Origin of the sequence: Geomonas sp. RF6 (assembly GCF_021044625.1) — a bacterium.
Lineage (GTDB): Bacteria > Desulfobacterota > Desulfuromonadia > Geobacterales > Geobacteraceae > RF6.
Genome location: NZ_CP087999.1, coordinates 109,684 through 127,259 on the forward strand (window position 1 = coordinate 109,684; position 17,576 = coordinate 127,259).

The following is a 17,576-nucleotide window of genomic DNA, read 5'->3' on the forward strand; positions in this document are numbered from 1 at the left end:
TATGAGAGTTGCCGTAGCAGGAGGAGGAGAACAGGTGGGTGAAGCTGTCTTCAACTACGCGAGCGAATACGATTTCTCCACGAAGCTCTGCACGAGCCCTCGCGTCCCCCCCTTTGCGAAGGGGGGACAGGGGGGATTTTGCTCTTCATTGACACCGAGATATCTCTTCCAGAGCGTCATTGTAAAGCTGAAGGTGCTGCGATCTAAATCTCGCTGTGCTGCGGCAGCATAGAAATCAGCAGATGGGGCCAACTGATTTGGCCGTTGAAGTGGAGGTCAAGACGTTGCCCAGCGCGAAGATGAGACCACAGCAGTTGCTCAGCATCCTTAGTCTGCTCGCGCAGTTTGCAGTTTGCTTTGTGGCCGTCTTCTAGTGGTCATAGGTAACGAGGCCAAGGCAAATCCCCCCTGCCCCCTTCGCAAAGGGGGGAACGTTAGGTCTCCTGCAGTGCTTCGTGGCAATGTACCCAAAGGGGGGAACATATGGCCTCTCCTGTCCTTGGGGCCGGCCTCCTGCTTCTTGCGAGGCCCGCTCCCCCTACAAAAACTCGTTCGGCGGGATGATCGAGTGCTTGCGCATCTTCCGGTACAGCGTCGATCGGCTCATCTGCAGCTCTTTCGAGGCGTCGGTGATGTTCCACTTGTGCCGCCTCAAGGCGCTGTGAACGGCTTGGTACTCGGGATGCTTCGTATCGCTCTCCGTTAGCACTACGAGCTCAGGGGGGCTGATGATCACCGGCTTCGCCACCGGAGGAGCAGCGGTACGCACCACTTCCGGCGGCAGGTCCGCCACTCCGATGGTTCCCCCTTCGCTCACGGCGATGCTGTAGCGCATGACGTTGCGCAGCTGCCGTATGTTACCCGGCCACGTGTAGTCGAGCAGGCACCCGAACGCTTCCGGATCGATCCTCATACTGTCGCTTCCGGCTTCTGCAGCAAGAACATTCTCGATCACCAGCGCCCTGTCCTGCCGCTCCCGGAGCGGCGGGAGGGTGATGGTGAAGCCGTTCAGCCGGTAGTAAAGATCCTCGCGGAACTGTCCGGCACGCACCATCTCCTCCAGGTTCCTGAGTGTGGCACAGATAACGTGCAGATCCACCCGTTGTGGCGTCTCGCTGCCGAGGGCGAGGATCTCCTTCTCCGCAAGGACGCGCAGCAGCCTCGTCTGCAGATTGAGCGGCATGTCGCCGATCTCGTCGAGGAATAGGGTCCCGCCGTCCGACTGCAGGATCTTCCCGCGCATCCCCTTGCTGTTGGCGCCGGTGAACGCTCCCTGCTTGTACCCGAAGAGCTCGCTCTCGATGAGGGACTCGGGGATGGAGGCGCAGTTCAGCGCCACGAAGGGGCGACCAGCCCTGTCACTCGCCTCATGCACGGCGCGGGCAAAGACCTCTTTCCCCGTCCCGGTCTCCCCGATGAGAAGGAGCGATATGTCCTTGTTCACCACCCGCTTGGCGAGGCCGGCGTTGCGCATCATCTGCGGATCGGTGCCGGCCAGGTAGTCGAGGGTAAGGGAGGTGTTTCCCTTCTTCGGGGCGGACTTGCCGATAACGAGGGTCTTTTCTCCTCGCGCCGAGGTGCTCATTTCCGGCGCCCGGAAGGTGGCGTAATACTGAAGCCCGGCGCTGAGAGCCCGGACAGGGAGGATGGTGGTGGTCTTGTGCAGGGCGTGGTTCATCAACTGGTCGAACTTCAGATCGAACACCTCGCCGACATGCCGATTGATCGGAGAAGCCCCGTGCGGCCCTGTCAGTTCCCGCAGCGCGCGGTCGTTGGCTGCGACCACGAAGCCCTCGCCGTCGACCGCGACGATGTTTTCGGTGATGACCTCCACGAACGCCTGCATGTGGTTGAAGCGGATGATCCAGTTGTCCTTGTACATGCGCAGGAAGTACGCGTTCTCGATCATCCGCGCGTAGTAGTTGACCAGTTGCAGGGCGAGGCGCTGGGAATTCTTGTCATCGGGAGGGCGAAGCAGCGAGACGTCGAGGGTACCGAGAAGCGCGCCGTCCGGCATAAAAAGGGGGGTCGTGGAGCAGCTGAGGCCGATGTGCCGGGACCGGAAATGCTCGTCGCGGTGAATGGTGATGGCGCGCCGCTCCTCGATGCAGGTACCCATCCCGCACGTCCCCTCTATCGACTCGGACCACACCGACCCGAGGTAGAGCCCCGCCTCGCGATTTTCCTTTTCATCCTTCGGGTCGCCGAGAAAGTCGATCGTCACCCCGTTTTGGTCCCCGAGCAGAATGACGTAACCGGCAGGAGCGACCTTTTCAAAAAGGCTCTTCATGCCGGTCTTCGCTATCAGAAGGAATTCTTCCAGCGGTTCCTGGTATTCGCGCAGTGCTCTTCCTGAGAGGATACGGGGTTTGTTTCTGGCGGAGGGATCAATATTGTATCTGTTGACGCAACGCTCCCAAGAGCCTGCTATCTCACAGTCGGTGGCGCTAGTGGAGAGTGCGGTACTGCCGGAGTGTACGGAGCTGAATACCCTGTCAGCGTGTTTGCTCATGCCTTTGTCCCACATCGCAAATCCTCCCCGCCACACGTTTTTGGTATAGAGCCGGGAGAATTATACATAAAAGAAGCTATGGTGTATACCTAATTAATATAAGCACATAATATTACAGAAGCCCCGGCATTCCGTTGGAAGCAAAACATCGTTCACCTTCCCTCGCTTCTGCCACTGCACGTATCTGCTGTGAGGAAATATTCCCTCAGCTGTGACTGACGATGCCGATGGGGCTCCAGGCAACCCCGCTCAACAGAAGGGAGCCGCTGACATCACCCCGCCTGTGCGAAGACGTCGTCGCCGCTTTTGAACTCCAGCCCCGGGTGGCAGTCGAAGCGCACAGCGCCGACCGCCGCCTTGTTCCCGACGGCCCGCTTTACCGCCGCGGTTCCCTCGGTGCCAAAGCCTCCGCAAAGCTCTATCGCCACCACCCCTTGCTCTACCAGCTTCCGCGCTGCCTCGGCAGCTGTCTCGTAGTCGGCTACCCCGACCACGGAGAGTTCGACCACCGGTGTCTTGATCACGGTTGAGTGCTTCGTCGGGTCCGCCTCCGGTGCCACAAATAGAAACGCTGCTTTCAGTCCCATCTCGAGCCTCCTGAAATAGATTTTGCTGTCTCTGCCCAACGTTCCCCCTCCCTTGAGGGGAGGGGGTCAGGGGGTGGGTGAAGCTGCCAGCTGCTGGAACGGTGGCACCTTCCCCCCCACCCTGCCCCTCCCCCGCCAAGGGGGAGGGGACGTTATTACCTCGGTGGAACTTTACTTCTCCGGGTAGACCGCCTGCGGCTTCGGCCACTGGAAGTCAGGAACGAGGTTGTAGATCTCGGCGATTGTCCCGAGATCCTTGCAGGAGTCGAGGTAGGTGTAGGTGAGCCCTTCCCACGTCCCACCCTGCAGGATGGGGCGCCCTTTGTCGCTGAAAAATTGCACCGCCTTCTGGTAGTCGTCGGTGCCGAATGCGACGTGATGGACCCCTTCTCCCTTCTCCTTCAGGAAGGAGGCGTAAATGCTGCGCTCGTCCTTCGGCTCGATCAGCTCCCACTGCACGCCCCCTATGTCGCAGAGCGCCAGGCGCATGGCGTAATCCTGCTTTTTCCCCTCGACGATCATGTCGCTCACGGTGTCCGGATTGAACTCGTAGATCGACCACGGCCCGATGCCGTACTCGTCGGCGTACTTCTTCACGGAAGCATCACAGTCCTTTACCACCACGCCTATCTGCAAGACTTTGCTGAACATCGGTTTGTCAGCCATGACTTCCTCCTGGAGTGTGGGGTCAGCTACTTTTCTTAACCAGCCCGTACGAGCCGAAGTACACGACAAAGATCAAGAGGACCAGGTTCAGGAGGTCGACCCAGGTGAGGGGGTCGCCGCCGAAGCCGGGGACGATCTCCGCCTCGTGAAGGACCGATACCGCGAACCACTTCATGTACACCACGAAGGCTGCGATCCCCACCCCCCATGTGATGACGAAGCGCGCCGCCCGGTTCGCCGCGGGTCCGAGCGTAGTCGGTGTGTTGCCGCAGCAAAGCGCCCAGAAAAGGAGGACGTTGACGATCCACACGCCGAGCTGCGCGGGCCACAGGTTGATGGCAGGACCTATCTTTGCCACCGCGTCCGCCGGGATGAGCACGTTTTTCAGGAGCGCGAGCAGGATGAAATAGAGGCCGGTGCCGAGAATGATGTTGCCGAAGAAGGCGGCCATCGCCCTCCCTGCGCGGGTGCGAAACATGCTGTACGGCCACAGGTCGAGGATCAGCACCGTGGTGAGCCAGACGGTGATGACGGAATAGAACCAGCCGATGGCTGTGGGCAGCGACATCATCACGCGGTCCGGGGCGGTCCAGCTTGCCATGTTGGGGTAGATGAGGACGATGTAGCCGATGAAGGTCAGGAAGAATCCGGTGAAGAGCTGGGCGATTCCCGACATCGGCTGCTTCAGTCCGGCATCGGTCCAGGGCCAGCCGTCCATGCTGTTGGCGACCACCCCGAAGCCGTAGAAGCCGATCAGTACGATGAGGCCGGCGGCGCCGTGGCCGGCATACCCTTTCGCGGAAAAGGCGGGATCGAGAGCACCGTACCCAAAGATGAGCAGCATGGGGACGGCGAAGCCTATCACCAGCGTCGCAACAGTCGCGACAATCCCCCCGATCGGCTGGCTCAGGCTGCTGAACCCGTACATGCCGCAGTTGAACCCGATGAAGACGATCGCCAGGATGGCCCAGAAGAGGTATGCCCCGAACGGCTGCGGGTAGAACTTGAACATCCCGACCTGGGGATCGACGAAAATGCGCCACACCACGAAGCTGCCAAACTGGATCACGGCCAGGTTGGCGATGGCGTAGCCGACCGCACCGAGCTGGAGACCGAAAGGCTTGGCGGCGCTGACTACGTTTGTTGCCTCAGCTGAATTTGACATAAGCGCTCCTGTTCTGTCTCGACATCGTCGGCGCCACTGGTCTCCCCGGGGGACCTTGCCGCATCGGCAGTGCCCCCTCCCCTGTTGCGCAGGAGCCGTGCAAGACATGATGGAAGTGTACCTATCGCACCTCCCCCCTCCCGGCACGGGAAGGGGGAGAATCAGTGGAGAAAGCTACACCCGAGCTGCGGAAGCCTGGGCGGTCGGGGAAACGATGATCTTGATATTGGCGTCCTTGTTGTTCACCAGTTCGTCGAAGCCCTTGGCGACGATGTCGTCCATGTTGATCCTGCCGGTGATGAGCGGCTCGGCCTTCAGGGCGCCGCTGGCCAGAAGCTTCGCCACCCCCGCGAAGTCTTCGATGGTGTATGCGAGGGTGCCGAGCACAACCTTGTCGGTGGCGCTCAGGCTGAAGAAGTTGAAGGAGCTCGGCTCCTCGAAGATCCCCACGATGACGGCGCGGCCACAGTTGCGGATCACCTCCACCGCGAGCGGGGCGGTCGCCTTGTTCCCGATGCACTCGAAGGAGACGTCGGCGCCGGAGCCGCCGGTCATCTTCTTGATTTCTTCCACCACGTTGCATTCCTTCGGGTCGAGGACGACGTCGGCGCCGCATTCATGGGCGAGCTTCTTTCTCGCGGCGGACATCTCCACCACGATGACCTTCCCTGCGCCGGCAGCTTTTGCCGCCATGAGGGTGCCGAGGCCGATCGTCCCGGCGCCGAGAACGACTGCGGTTTCGCCGAGGATGGTGCCGGCCTTGCGCACAGCCTTGAAGCCGGTCGCCAAAGGCTCGATGAGGGCGCCAGCCTCGGGGTTGAACCCTTTCGGAAGGACGTAGCAGAGCTTGGCGGGAACATTCACGTACTCGGCAAATGCGCCGTCGGCCATCAGGCCGGTAAAGGCCAGCTTTTCACAGACGTTGTAGTTGCCGCTGCGGCACGGTCCGCACTCCCCGCAGTGCTGGCAGGCATCCGGGGCGACGAGGTCGCCGACCTTCACGCTCGTGACACCGGGGCCGACTTCGACGACGGTTCCGGTGAACTCGTGCCCCAGGATGAGGGGAGCGGTCGAGCCAGTCAGCGGGTGGGGCTGGGTGGGGATGAATATCGGGCCTGCCACGTACTCGTGCAGGTCGGAGCCGCAGATGCCGCACCAGGCGACCTTTACCTTTACTTCGCCGGCTTTCGGGGCGGGGGGCTCGGGAACCGTTTCAACCCTGATGTCCTTCTTTCCGTACCACTTGGCAGCTTTCATTTCGTTCTCCTTTTTTGGTGGAATGACAGCATGAATGGTTCATTGCACTGCTATTTTCTCTTTCTCACCTTCACAAGATTCAATCTCTGCACTCTCAGCAATTGATGCGGGTAAGACTCCGTTTTTCTAAAACATCTTTTGTCATGTAATGAGCAACTGTTGTACCAACTGTGACAGAGCGGGAAAATGATAAGACTGCAACACGTAAAAACGGAGAGTTACAAGGAAAGACGTATACGCAACACTTCACCAGAGTAAGCTGGCTTAATGTCTCACATCTCAGGCATTAGACCATGTGTATCGCGACACATGTCGCATCAAAGGGGGAAGATGACACAGTGATCGAGCAGCCCGGCAGCGAGATGCTCTATCGCGACAGGTGGGGCGGCGAATGAAGTGCTCCGTTTTTGCGTAGGCTCATCGAGGATCCTTAAGAAGCAAGGAAAGTGTGTGCTATCAAAGTAGACGAGGCTATTACGTCCCCCCCTTTGCGAAGGGGGGACAGGGGGGATTTGACTTGGCCAGGACCCTCCTGCAAGTGCGCAACTGCTGTGATCTCAAGCGATTTTGGTAAAAACTGGTGGGGCGTATGTCGTTGATCCGCAGCACTGCAGTTCGATGTCCGAGAGGTACTGTTAAAGGGGCTGCGGTTCTGGAGGAGACTTGAAAATCAAATCCCCCCTGCCCCCCCTTCGCAAAGGGGGGAACATTAGGCCTTCTGCAGTGCTTCGTGGCAATGGACCCACGCTTCTCCGGAATTCCCGGATGAACCTTCGCAAAGGGGGGTACGTTGAGCCTTCTGCAATGCTTCGTGGCAATGTACCCACGCTCCCCCGGAATTCCCAAAGAACGTTTTTGCGAAGGTGGGAACGCCTTGGTGTCCTGCAGCGCTTCGTGGAAACAGTGCCGTTCTCCGAGTTCCGGATGAACCTTTGCCCAAAGGGGCAGGGGATTTGCTCCTCGCCGCGGTCGCCTGGACCTCCGGAGCGTACGGAAGATCACTGTCTTTGCGGCTACGTCTGTAGTGCGACAGTCGTTCCACTGCTTCGGCGGCTCTTTTATTCACAAATGACAACGGCAGCCGAGTTGCCCCGAGCTGCCGTTGTCACACTTACCTTGCTGCAATAACGCCCTTACTCCGGGCTGTAGACCAGACAGGCGGCATTATCCTTTATGGCGACAGCACCTTCCTTTATCTGCCCCTCGACAACCTGCCCTTTGAAGTAGTGGTCCCCTGCGAACTCCAGGACCTTTATTTTCCCGACCTCGTGACGCTTTGTGACACCCGAGGTGAAGGCCTCGGTGTACACGGGGATCGTCTCTCCCACACAGATGCTCTTTTTCACGTCTTCGGTGCCGCTATGGAAAAGCAGCACCTGGTCGCCGATGTTGAGAACCTTGCTCTTCTTCACTTCCACTTCGCTCTTGATCGGCTTCTCGTACACAGAACATCCGGTGAAAACGGCGCTCATGGCGGCGATAGAGAGCAAAACGGTCATCCACAATATCTTTTTCATTGGTGGCTCCTTTGTCAATATCTCGGGAATAGTCATACGCTGCAACGTACGGTGCCGCCGCCTAGAAGATGTAGGCGAACTTCAGGTACACCGCATCGGTCTTTGTGTTGTTTCTGCCATCGACACCTCTCAGGTACCAGACGTCGGCCGCCAGTTTCTGCGTCAGGCTGAAATGATTTCCGATACCAATGGCGGTTTCATCCGAGCTGGCGACGGTGGCACCGCTGCCGAGATCCTTTCCTTTTCCGGCGGAGACCCAGTCCAACTTCACAAACGGCTCGACATTGGGGATGAATTTGTAGGCGAGGGAGAGATTGCCGAAAAGAAGGTCCCCCCTCTCCTGCTTCACCCCATTGTAGTGGCTGTCGCCACGAAGCTTGATCCCGAAATCGCCGTCGAAGGTGAGGCCCCCGAGGGTGTAGTTGGTGAGAAATGCCACGCTGTTGTCGATGGCGTGGTTGGAGATTTCATTGTCGCCAAACGGCACGTAGAGCCAGTACTCCAGCGCGGTCGTCCAGTTGGGGAGCGGTCTGATCCAGGAGACGATGCCGACCTGCGGGTCGATCATGCCGCTCACGCTGTCGTCGTTTTTCAATCTCACCGAGGCTCCCCCCAGCACCAGTTCCCACAGGAAACCGACGTTCGGCAGCGCATCGACCTTGAAGAAGTGGGCGAACTTGTTGATGGTCAGGAGCGAGTCCTGGCCGCCGGAGGGGCCGCCCCATGCGTTTCTGTCATCATTATAGATGTTGTAGGAAAGGATGACGTTGAAGGGGTCGTACTTCACCGGCAGGTCAAACTCGTGGACGCCGATGACACTGTACGGAATGACCGACGCCTCAGCCTTGCTGAAGGTGCCGGTCGTGCAAATTCCTGCCATGGCTGTGACAATCAGAGCACAAAGTAAATTTCGAATCGTAAACCTCATGGTACCCTCCTTTTGCTGGCATGTGATGGTTTCTATTTCCGATCTTTCCTTTTAAAGCTGGTCTTCTCCCTCCTTTCCAAGCAACGGCTCGAGAGTGGTTTTATTCGCACAGGAGAAATCTGATAAATCGGTGTTACTTTTCCGGATACTGCACCATTAGAGTCGTATACTCACCACTAAGAGCAATCGGTATACCAACTTAAGAAGAGAAAGGAATGTTTCAGGATTGAGAAAAAAAAGGAAGGGATATGGTGATAACATACCGTTCTAGGGTCTATAACGTGTAGCGGAGACTTCCAGCAAGGGAACGGGATGTTTTATCTGTTGCAAAGCTTGAAACAAATGTGTCGGATGTCGCGAGACAGATGTTGCGTCCGCCCGTTGATCATAATGCCTCAGGCTATTGAGAATCCCCCCGCTAAAACGAAGAATGCCGGCACGAATGCCGGCATTCATTCACCAACAACTGAGTTTTAGGAAAGGCAGAGCCTGCGGTTTATGCCGCGGGAGCCCCTTTTCGCGCTAGTTCATTACGATCCCGCCGTCGATCATTACCGACTGTCCGGTCATGTAGTCCGCGTCGCTGGAGGCCAGGTAGGAGACGAAGCAGGCCACCTCTTCCGGAACACCGACGGTCCCGGCAGTGATGAGCTTCGTGTACTCCTTGAGGACTTCGCCTTTCCCCATGCCGAGGTACGGCCCCATCTTCTCGTCGATGAGCCCCCACATGTCGGTCCCCACGATCCCGGGGCAGTAGGCGTTGACGGTGATCTTGTGCGGGCCGAGTTCCTTGGCGAGCGCCTGGGTGAAGCCCCTCACGGCAAACTTGGAGGCGCTGTAGGCGGCAAGGATGCTGAAACCGGAGTGAGCCGCGATGCTGGCGCAGTTGATGATCCTGCCGCCGGAGCCCATGGTCCCCTTGTGCCCCTGTTTGATCATCTGCCGGGCGGCGACCGTGTCGCAGATGAAGACGCCCCTGCAGTTCACCGCAAAGATCTTGTCCCACTCGTCCGCCGTCATCTCGATACTCATCTTGATGTTGGCGATCCCTGCGTTGGCAACCATGATATCCAGCTTGCCGAACTCCGCCACGGTGGTATCCACCAGTTTCTGGACGTCCGCTTCCTTGGTGACATCCGTTACCATCGCCAGCGTCCTGGCGCCGAGAGCTTTGATCTCTTCAGCGACCTTCTTCACGTTATCCGCATTGATGTCGGCCACCACCACGGTCGCTCCGTCCTGCGCCAATCTGAGGGCAATGCCTCTGCCGATGCCGCGCCCGGATCCTGTAACGATCGCCACCTTGTCCTGGAGTTTCTTGCTCATGGCCCCTCCTCCTTTAGTTTTGCCATCATCAGCGATGGTCAATAGTGTGCTCAAGCCGGTTTCAGCAACTTTAGTGCCAGCTAACGATGAATCCAGGCTGCCACGCAAGATGCTGAAATTGATGGGAGAGAAGAAGAGGGTGGAGTCCATCAGGAGAAGGAAGAGAACGCTATAAGTGCGGCACTCACTCCATTCGTATCGCTACAACTGTGTCAGCCGCCCCGGCTGCGCTACACGCGGCTGGGAGGGAATGGAAGAGGCTGCCGTGACTGCTGTAAGAGATTCCTCCAGTAGAGCAGTAGCCCATGCGTCCCCTCCCTTTCAAGGGGACAGGGTACGGATGGTTGTTGCAGTCAATGTAGGCCGGGATAAGCCGTCAGGCGTTCCCGGCGGTCCACCACAGACGCAGCGAGCGCCAGTGAATGCCGGAAACGCTACCGCTTATTCCGGCCTACAAGTGCGAGCGCGCCTCACACGACGCCTCCTTGGCGTCCCGTTCAAGGGGACTTGGATGCGGATGGGGTTTTTGCAGTCAATGTAGGCCGGGATAAGCCGTCAGGCGTTCCCGGCGGTCCACCACAGACGCAGCCGAGCGCCAGTGAATGCCGGAAACGCTACCGCTTATTCCGGCCTACAAGTGCCAGCGCTCACAAGACGCCTCATTGGCGTCCCGTTCGAGGGGACAGGGTTCGGGATGTTTTTTTGCAGTCCATGTAGGCCGGGATAAGCCGCGAGGCGTTCCCGGCGGTCCGCCACAGACGCAGCCGAGCGCCAGTGAATGCCGGAAACGCTACCGCTTAAAGAAGAAAAAAATTGGGCCACTGAAGGCGGGAGAAGAAGACAGTGGCCCGAGTACATGGGGAAAAGCCGAGCTGTATCGTCACCAAAGCAGAAGCTTCGGCCGACAATATGCGTGTGAGAAATCCTTCAGCAACTCCAGTGCCAATGCAGACGAAAAAGTGGACAGGCAAGGGGATACCGTGTCCTCTTTTTCGGCATCAAGCGTTCGGGGACATAGGTGACACTTTTGTCCTTCAGTTTCTCCAGAGCGTACCCCGCGACGGAAGGGGTGGGACCTTGCCTTGCCGCAGGAACCACTTGTCGAAAATGAGGAGATGCAAAGAGGCGAGTAGCCACCCGACGCTCAGCATCGCGACCGCCACGCCGATTTCCTGCAGCGATTTGCGGTACCTCACAAGTCTCATGAACCACGCCCCGAAAAGACGGTTCAGAACCAGGGTCACCCCGGAAATGACCAGAGCAGAAACGGTCACCTTCAAGATGACGAAGGTCCAGAATTGCGAGGAGAGGAACGAAACGGCCACAATCGCCAACAGGAGGAGTACGAGCGCGGCCAGTTTCAGGTTCGGCACGAGGCTCCACACCTTCAACGCCATCTTCGCCCCGACCTGAAGTTGCCGCAGGACCAGCTTGTCAGGTGTCGTCCCCGACAGCGCCCCGTCGACTGCCAGGAAGTCCCACTCGCCCCTCATGTCGGTACCGGAGCAGAGATCGGTGGTGCACCCCTGCAGATACCGCTCCGTCATCCGGTACCCGCTCAGCATGAGACAGTAGGCTTCCGTGTCGGAAAAGGAATCGAGGTCGGTGCGGATGTTGGCAAGGGCCTGCTGGCACTTCTTGTTCACGCCGTAGGAGGTAACTGCCGCTGGTTTCTCCGTTTCCAGGTGGTCTTCGCAGCCGATCCATTCCACCGGAACGACATCGAGCTCCTTTTTCAGGTGGATAAAGAGGAGTCCCTTTAAAAGGGATGAACGCTTCCGCGCATCGAGGTCATCATACTGCGCGCTCCTCACCCTGGACTGCAGGATGCTGTTCGCACGCAGCGGAACGGCGAGAAAACCGGTGCCGGGATGGTCGTCCGCCCCCATCTGCCCGCTCGCGTCGCTGACCAAAAGCACCGAGCACCCCTGTTCCAGCAACCCCGCCGCCCCCTGGTTGTCGTGCACTCCGCCATCGACCAGCCGGACCACTTTTTCAGGGTAAAGATGCGGCAGGGAGATAGGCTCAAAGAGTCCGGGAACGCACGACGAAGCGGCCACCGCCTCCCCCAGACGGATCTTCTTCATCTCTGGAGGCGCATCCCTGTAATACATCCTGCGCAGGCGGTAGTTTGAGTCGATCTCGCTGTCGATCCCCGCCGGCGGCTTCCCCATCCAGGTGGCTGTGAATTGCCAGTTGTGGCCGGTGTTGAGCGTGGTGGCGTTGAGGATCAGTATCGGCACCTTGTTCACCCTGCGCCAGTTCTGCTCCTTTGGGGAGAAGCCTCGCCGTTCCCCCTTCGGCGCCACCATCATGTCTCCCAGATACCTCTCCTTGTCACCCTTGCCGTCCGGCACGCGGGAATAAATCTTTTTCTCGTACAGTTCCCCCACCCGCAGCGTGCGCGAGTAGTGAGGGCTGGCGAGCATTCTGAAGTTGATCCAGAGATTTGCTGCGACGCGGGTGCGGATGTTTGTCTGGACTCCCGCGAGAAACTCCTTCTCCAGGCGCTTCACGATCTCGATATAGTCTTCCCGGGTGATGGCGCTGTCTTCCTTCCTTTCCAAAAGGTGCTGCAACTCGAGATAGTAGCTCGCTCCGATGATGGAGCCACCGGACACGCACGACATTACCTCGACCCGTCTGAGGACATCGAGCTCGGCGAGCCTCGCCAGGACCCCTATATGGAAAAGGGAGGCCCGGAATCCCCCGCCGGAGAGGGCAAGCCCGACCTTCCCGGTAAAGGCCGACGCGGCAGCCGCCTCCGCGCCTGCAAACTCTACTATCACCTCCCGCGCCTTCTCGTACGCGTCCGGTTTCTTCCTCTGCACCGTCAGGAGTGCGGCGAGCTGCCGCGTTGTCGATTCAACCTCCCAAGACGGCGTCCCCGGCAGGGCCTTCGCCTTTTTCAGCCATTGCAGCGCCTTGTCATACTCCCCCAGCCCGAAGTACGCCTCTCCCACCGTAACCAGAAACCACCAATCCGAAAGCAACCCAGGCTCCACCGCCGGCAGGGGCTCCAGCCCCGCGATGATTGCCTTTCGGATCTGCTGAGCCAACTCTATTCGCCCGGCGGCAGCCGACTTCGGTCCGTTCACCGCCTCGGCCTCGGCAATCTCCTGCGATGCCAGAAGATCTTCTATGAATGCCGCATTGATGGCGGTATATCCGTAGTCCCCGTCATTTTCCGCCAGCCGTCTACCGGCCTCCTTCGGCGTTCGCCCCCACCCCCTTTCGAGAGAGATTTGGTACCCGCGAAAGTAGTAGGCAAGGGAGCGCTCCAGGTGCTGCTTGTGGTTGTCGTATTCCCACTTGCGCTTGTATATCGCTCCCGCCAGCCCGAGCGTTTCCCGGTTCGTCGTGGTCTCGAGGGGATCGCCCTGCTCCAGTATCTCCAGTGCATCATCGTTGCGGGTGTCGGTGGGGAGATCCTGATCCTTGTAGGTGCACAAGGCGAGTGTCTGGTGGAACTTCACCGAGATCGCCGCCGGTATCGGTTGGACGACCCCTTCGGTGATCCCCGGAGCGGGAGAGAGTGCACGCCGCAAAACCCTGCGGCCGTACCCGAAGGCGCACTCCTTCTTCAGCTTCAGAGCCAGGGCCAGTGCCTTCTCGGGAGGAGTATCGCCGCCGCCCAAAAAAGAGTGGGCCTCTTTTACCGCATGGCTATACAGATTATCTTTCTCCTGGCTCATGCGCACCCCCATTCACGTGATGCCCGCACAGGGCCGTCCAACAAAAAACCGGGAGCAGCATTATATGGCTGCTCCCGGACTCGCGGCGCCGAGCGCGCCTAGCGAAATGCATACTCTTTCCTGGACAGTTGCAAATCTCCGCTCGATGAGACGGACTCCCTCTCGCAGGAGAGCCGCCCACCATTGAGCAGACGGGGATTGCGGCAGTGCCTGATCTCCTTCACCTTTACCCCGGCTCCACTGAAGACCACGACGTCGTGCAACAGGTGCCTCCCCGCCTCTTCCCTCGCGCACTGGAAGGCGATGTAGCTTCCGAGGGTGGTGGCGTTGGCGGCGTCGATGCAGTTATTCTCAAGAGGTGTGAGCTTCTGCGACTCTCCCAGCAGCACCCGCTCCCTCCTCCCCTCCAGCGGATCATCGGCCGCGTCCTCGTAGCTGCGCCTGATGATAAGGGCCCTTCCGCCCGGCAGCGCCTTTGCCGTCGATACCCTGTCCCTGTCCTCCCAGTTCACAGCGCCGGGGGGCACATCCGCTATCGAGGGATCGACGGCCGGAACACGAAAGGCGAGAAGAGATGCGCGCTTTACCTCGCAGATCTTCAGATAGGCGTCCGGCACGATCTCGCGGGTCTTCCGGAGAGCCGTCTGGGCCGCCTGCGGGGTCGTCTCCACCGAGGCCGCAATGGCGTAGATCCCTCTCGGGTCGCCGCAGTCCGAGGTCTGCACCACAACTCCCTTTCCGCCAAGGGCCCTGGCTTTGCGGGCGATTCCGACCGGGGTGGAGTCGCTCCCTTGCACCACCAGCCATACGCGCTCCGCGTGGGCGGAAACGGCGTACCCGAGGAGGAGCAGGACCAGCAGCACTCCCTTCACAGGCCGCTCTCGTGTTTTACCGCAGCGAGCTGACCGTTTGGCACCAGTTGCACATGCGCGACGTCGCGGAACTTCTCCCAGTCCCCTCCCCAGATGAGTCCCTGCCTCTTCGCCTCCTTCCCCAGCGCCTTCCAGAACCCGACCTGCTCCGCCTGATCGGACCAGCCAAAGCGGCTGTCGACGATGTCTGCAGCGTACGAATTGGGGGTCCCGTCCGGCTTTTGCGCATTGTGGAAGCTGAACTTGAGTCTGGAGTTCCCCTTCTTGTAGAGCTCCAGCTGGATCGCCACCGATCTCCAGCCGTAGAACACCTTCGGCTGGAACCCCTGAGCGTTCAGGGCGTCGAGGAGGTTTTGCACCTTTGGTCGCAAATTGGGGTGGAGGCTCTCGATCTTCTTCTCCTGTGGCCACTGTGAGGAGTCTCCGTCCCACCCCCCCGCGCTGCAGAGGCGTTTCCACGTCGTCTTCTCCGGCTCGATGAGGCCGTCCGGCTCGGAGAGGAAACCCTTCTGGAACAGGAGGATCGCGGCGATCGTCTTGGTGCCGCAGATGCCGTCAACCTCCCCGGCATACAACCCTTTCCCCCTCAGCAGTTTCTGCACGAGCACCACATCGTCGTTCTGGTTCTTCCCCCCCTGCCCGACCGAAGCCACTATCGCACTCATAGTTCCTCCTTCTGGACACCATTTTGGAAGCCGACCCTACCTTTATATATAGAATCAGCCGTCCTGCAACAGGTGCCGTGCGGTGTGGCGGCTTGCCGATCGTTTTTATTCATGCTAACGTGCGCAAAAAAAAGGAGAGATGTTGTGGAAAAACCTGAAGCTCTCAACGTATATGGTGATTTTTTTCAGCACACCACCGGAAGCCACGGTGTCGAGATAGCCCATCAGCGCTTTGACAGTCTGGACCAGGAGGCTCTCGCCTATGCTCTGACGATCTATGATTCAGATGCGGCGGCAGTTGATATTGGCGGGGGATTTGGAATACAGGGTATCCGCTTTGCACTGACAGGTATGGACACCACGGTCATCGACCTGATGGATCAAAGTGAGAGAATGGAGCAAGTGAAAAAGCTGCTCGGACTGCAGCAGCTCCGATTCCTGTGCAAGGATGTGCGGCAACTGACAGCGGTTGACTTGCCGGAAAACCTGCAGCTCGTCTACTCTCAGAGGTTTATCCACTATCTCACCTTCCCGGAAGCCACGACCCTTATCAGTCTCATCTCAGGGAGAATGAAGCCGGGGGCGCGCCTCTTCCTTTCTGGCTCAGGAATCGACTCGGAGCTCGGGACGCACTATGCAGGAAAAGGGGTGCCGGTCGAATCGCGTTTCGCTCTCCTCGACGCAGCCATCGCCGACAAACACGGCATACACGCGCCGGTCTGCCTCTACTGCGAAAAGGACCTGCAACGCCTCGTGGAGCCGCACGGCTTCACCGTCGACCACATTTCCAAATCCGCCTTCGGAAACATAAAGGCAGCCTTCACGAAGCGGTAACGCCTCTGCGGGATGCCCTTCAACTGGTCGTCGCATGGCCAGACGAAGGGAAATCCCCCCTGTCCCCCCTTCGCAAAGGGGGGGACGCACTGCCTCGCCTACTCCTTTGGAGGAACACTCCCGAGATGCCCGACGGTGGGACGGAGACGGGGTCAGGTCTTGAAATATAAGGTAGGGCGAAATTCCCGAAGGGAAGTTTCCATGAAACTACGAGCGGGGCCACCGGCATCACACGGGTGGCCCCGGCAGTTGGCAGATTTAACTCACCGCATGCGCGGAACTTTCAGCAACCGCCCGCCTGCTATGGCAATCACTGCACATGCGCCACTCAACAAAGCGCCCATCTTCGCTGCGCCCTGTGTCATTGGATCGGTGAAAGCCTCCCCTGCTACAAAAAGTGCAACGGTCAGCCCTACTCCCGCTATCATACCGAGAAGCAGCAGTTCCTTCTTTCCGACACCTTCCGGCAACGGATAACCGAGAGACGCGCCGGCGATCCCCATGCCGTAGATACCCAACGTCTTCCCGATCGCCAACGCCCCCAGTACCAGCCACGTTGCCGGCCCTATGTGTGTGAACTCGACGCCGGCGTTGGTGACGCCGAACATGAAAAGGCCGAATTCCACGATCACCTTCCACTCGTGCTCAAAAAGCGCCATCGTCGAGTGATCCTTCATATCCCCTTCAAATATGTGCATCTTCTCTCGTCGCGGGTGAGGCATAAACGGCACGATGAAGACCAGGGAGAGTGCAGGATGCAGGTGCGAATGGAAAAGCCCGAACCAGCTCAGTGAGCCGCTCACCAGCAGGTATGGCCAGTAGTTACGGACGCGCAGGCGCCGCAAAAGGTACGCGACCAGCATCCCGCAACCCGTGAGGGTGAGCCATTGCAGTTGCACAGGCTGCGCCGGGTCCGGGTAAAAGGCTGCGATGATCGCGAGTCCTATCGCATCGTCCACAATGGCGAGGAGCAGGAGGTAGGAGATGGCTGGATGGCGCTCGCCAAAAACGATCTTTGCCACCAGCCAGGCCAGGGCGATGTCGGTCGCGGTTGGAATCCCCCACCCTCTGAGGAGCGCGGGGGAGCCGATGACTGCATTGAGGGCGAAATAGGCGACCACCGGCCCCAAAACACCTCCGAGGGTTGCAAAGAGGGGGTTGATCGCCTTCTGGATGGGATTCAGGTCGCCGCCGGGAAAACAGCTTTGCGCGATTTCCGCCGCTGCAATCCCGAAAAAAAGCACCATGAAGATGTCGTTTGTCAGAAAGTGAAAGTTGAACGGCCCGAGCAAAGGGGCGTGATTGAAGTGATGGTAGCTCTCCGGGGAGAGGTTTGACCACAGGAGTGCCGCGACGATCCCTGTGAGGAGCGGGATGGAGAACTCGCGCAGCATGTTCACCCTGTCGGCGGTCTTTCGTTTCATGTGTCCTCCGCTATTAATTGTGGCGGTTTCTGCGGATGCCGGTATGAGGTCCGGCAGAAAAAACAGGAGCCGTCCCGCTCCCGGGATCGGCTCCTGCTTCCTGATCATGACCCGCTCTACTGTAGTGG

Annotated in this window: 14 protein-coding genes; 2 read left to right on the forward strand and 12 right to left on the reverse strand. The window is 59.1% G+C overall.

The genetic code is table 11. The features are described 5' to 3' along the window. Positions 1-34 precede the first annotated feature (34 nt). Positions 35-232, forward strand: coding sequence for a hypothetical protein (locus LPW11_RS00470; protein ID WP_230996162.1), 198 nt, complete (start codon positions 35-37; stop codon positions 230-232). Between the two features lie 306 nt (positions 233-538). On the opposite strand, the gene LPW11_RS00475 is transcribed toward LPW11_RS00470, so the two are convergent. The 11 genes from LPW11_RS00475 to LPW11_RS00525 all read right to left on the reverse strand — a co-directional run bounded on the left by LPW11_RS00475 (position 539) and on the right by LPW11_RS00525 (position 15,190). Next, positions 539-2,290 (reverse strand): sigma-54-dependent Fis family transcriptional regulator, encoded by a 1,752-nt coding sequence (locus LPW11_RS00475; RefSeq protein WP_230996163.1) that lies wholly within the window; start codon positions 2,288-2,290, stop codon positions 539-541. 494 nt (positions 2,291-2,784) lie between these two features. Continuing rightward, the gene (locus tag LPW11_RS00480) at positions 2,785-3,099 is read right to left on the reverse strand and encodes a DUF6506 family protein (protein WP_230996164.1); all 315 of its coding nucleotides are present in this window, start codon (positions 3,097-3,099) and stop codon (positions 2,785-2,787) included. Between the two features lie 171 nt (positions 3,100-3,270). Next, on the reverse strand, positions 3,271-3,765 hold the full coding sequence (locus tag LPW11_RS00485; protein WP_230996165.1) for a VOC family protein: 495 nt from the start codon (positions 3,763-3,765) through the stop codon (positions 3,271-3,273). A 22-nt stretch (positions 3,766-3,787) separates the two neighbouring features. Further along, positions 3,788-4,930: a hypothetical protein gene (locus LPW11_RS00490; protein ID WP_230996166.1), complete on the reverse strand. Its 1,143-nt coding sequence runs from the start codon at positions 4,928-4,930 to the stop codon at positions 3,788-3,790. Between the two features lie 174 nt (positions 4,931-5,104). Next, a complete protein-coding gene (locus LPW11_RS00495) occupies positions 5,105-6,187 on the reverse strand; it encodes a 2,3-butanediol dehydrogenase (RefSeq protein WP_230996167.1) in 1,083 nt (360 codons plus the stop codon). Between the two features lie 1,133 nt (positions 6,188-7,320). Next, a complete protein-coding gene (locus LPW11_RS00500) occupies positions 7,321-7,704 on the reverse strand; it encodes a hypothetical protein (protein WP_230996168.1) in 384 nt (127 codons plus the stop codon). 61 nt (positions 7,705-7,765) lie between these two features. Beyond that, the gene (locus tag LPW11_RS00505) at positions 7,766-8,584 is read right to left on the reverse strand and encodes a transporter (protein WP_230996169.1); all 819 of its coding nucleotides are present in this window, start codon (positions 8,582-8,584) and stop codon (positions 7,766-7,768) included. 570 nt (positions 8,585-9,154) lie between these two features. Further along, on the reverse strand, positions 9,155-9,958 hold the full coding sequence (locus LPW11_RS00510; protein ID WP_230996170.1) for a glucose 1-dehydrogenase: 804 nt from the start codon (positions 9,956-9,958) through the stop codon (positions 9,155-9,157). Between the two features lie 1,034 nt (positions 9,959-10,992). Then, positions 10,993-13,653 carry a patatin-like phospholipase family protein gene (locus LPW11_RS00515; protein ID WP_230996171.1) on the reverse strand — a complete coding sequence of 887 codons (2,661 nt, stop codon included), beginning with the start codon at positions 13,651-13,653 and terminating at the stop codon, positions 10,993-10,995. A 98-nt stretch (positions 13,654-13,751) separates the two neighbouring features. Continuing rightward, positions 13,752-14,525: a hypothetical protein gene (locus LPW11_RS00520; protein ID WP_230996172.1), complete on the reverse strand. Its 774-nt coding sequence runs from the start codon at positions 14,523-14,525 to the stop codon at positions 13,752-13,754. Continuing rightward, on the reverse strand, positions 14,522-15,190 hold the full coding sequence (locus LPW11_RS00525; RefSeq protein WP_230996173.1) for a peptidoglycan-binding protein: 669 nt from the start codon (positions 15,188-15,190) through the stop codon (positions 14,522-14,524). Before LPW11_RS00525 ends, LPW11_RS00520 begins: the two co-directional genes overlap by 4 nt. Positions 15,191-15,334: 144 nt before the next feature. On the opposite strand from LPW11_RS00525, the gene LPW11_RS00530 reads away from it, so the two are divergent. Further along, the gene (locus tag LPW11_RS00530) at positions 15,335-16,024 is read left to right on the forward strand and encodes a hypothetical protein (protein WP_230996174.1); all 690 of its coding nucleotides are present in this window, start codon (positions 15,335-15,337) and stop codon (positions 16,022-16,024) included. Positions 16,025-16,287: 263 nt separating this feature from the next. On the opposite strand, the gene LPW11_RS00535 is transcribed toward LPW11_RS00530, so the two are convergent. After that, complete coding sequence (locus tag LPW11_RS00535) at positions 16,288-17,448, reverse strand: Na+/H+ antiporter NhaA (protein WP_230996175.1); 1,161 nt, start codon at positions 17,446-17,448, stop codon at positions 16,288-16,290. Positions 17,449-17,576: the final 128 nt, after the last annotated feature.

Bases quoted from the DNA above. Each gene is read 5' to 3' on its own strand.
- LPW11_RS00500 (WP_230996168.1), bottom strand. From the start codon at position 7,704: ATGAAAAAGATATTGTGGATGACCGTTTTGCTCTCTATCGCCGCCATG.
- LPW11_RS00475 (WP_230996163.1), bottom strand. From the start codon at position 2,290: ATGAAGAGCCTTTTTGAAAAGGTCGCTCCTGCCGGTTACGTCATTCTG.
- LPW11_RS00490 (WP_230996166.1), bottom strand. From the start codon at position 4,930: ATGTCAAATTCAGCTGAGGCAACAAACGTAGTCAGCGCCGCCAAGCCT.
- LPW11_RS00525 (WP_230996173.1), bottom strand. From the start codon at position 15,190: ATGAGTGCGATAGTGGCTTCGGTCGGGCAGGGGGGGAAGAACCAGAAC.
- LPW11_RS00495 (WP_230996167.1), bottom strand. From the start codon at position 6,187: ATGAAAGCTGCCAAGTGGTACGGAAAGAAGGACATCAGGGTTGAAACG.
- LPW11_RS00480 (WP_230996164.1), bottom strand. From the start codon at position 3,099: ATGGGACTGAAAGCAGCGTTTCTATTTGTGGCACCGGAGGCGGACCCG.
- LPW11_RS00510 (WP_230996170.1), bottom strand. From the start codon at position 9,958: ATGAGCAAGAAACTCCAGGACAAGGTGGCGATCGTTACAGGATCCGGG.
- LPW11_RS00515 (WP_230996171.1), bottom strand. From the start codon at position 13,653: ATGAGCCAGGAGAAAGATAATCTGTATAGCCATGCGGTAAAAGAGGCC.
- LPW11_RS00485 (WP_230996165.1), bottom strand. From the start codon at position 3,765: ATGGCTGACAAACCGATGTTCAGCAAAGTCTTGCAGATAGGCGTGGTG.
- LPW11_RS00505 (WP_230996169.1), bottom strand. From the start codon at position 8,584: ATGGCAGGAATTTGCACGACCGGCACCTTCAGCAAGGCTGAGGCGTCG.
- LPW11_RS00535 (WP_230996175.1), bottom strand. From the start codon at position 17,448: ATGAAACGAAAGACCGCCGACAGGGTGAACATGCTGCGCGAGTTCTCC.